The sequence below is a fragment of the Paenibacillus sambharensis genome (assembly GCF_003233845.1).
GTDB classification, from domain to species: Bacteria; Bacillota; Bacilli; order Paenibacillales; family Paenibacillaceae; genus Paenibacillus_I; species Paenibacillus_I sambharensis.
Genome location: NZ_QKRB01000016.1, coordinates 1 through 302, shown reverse-complemented (window position 1 = coordinate 302; position 302 = coordinate 1). Strand labels below are relative to the sequence as shown.

Below are 302 nucleotides of genomic sequence, written 5' to 3'. Positions count from 1 at the left end.
AGGGGATCCACGCGTTCCCATCTCGAACACGACCGTTAAGCCCTCCAGCGCCGATGGTACTTGGACCGCAGGGTCCTGGGAGAGTAGGACGTTGCCAAGCGGGTAACTAAATACCCAGATTACTTAGCATTCACCGAGTCAACTTACCAACATTTATGTGTTGAAAGCAAAGACTCCGGATGTTAAGATGATCTTCCTGCCGATGAGGCAGAAGCTGCTTTAGCAGCGAGAGGGTTTGCGAAGTTAGGTCTTTTCTGAAGTGATTCGGAGAAGCTTAATCGACGAACAACCTTTGCACCTTG

Annotated in this window: 1 rRNA gene; it reads left to right on the top strand. The window is 50.0% G+C overall.

The features are described 5' to 3' along the window. Positions 1-100: ribosomal RNA gene (gene rrf / locus DNH61_RS02230) — 5S ribosomal RNA — on the top strand; the annotation flags it as partial. Positions 101-302 lie beyond the last annotated feature (202 nt).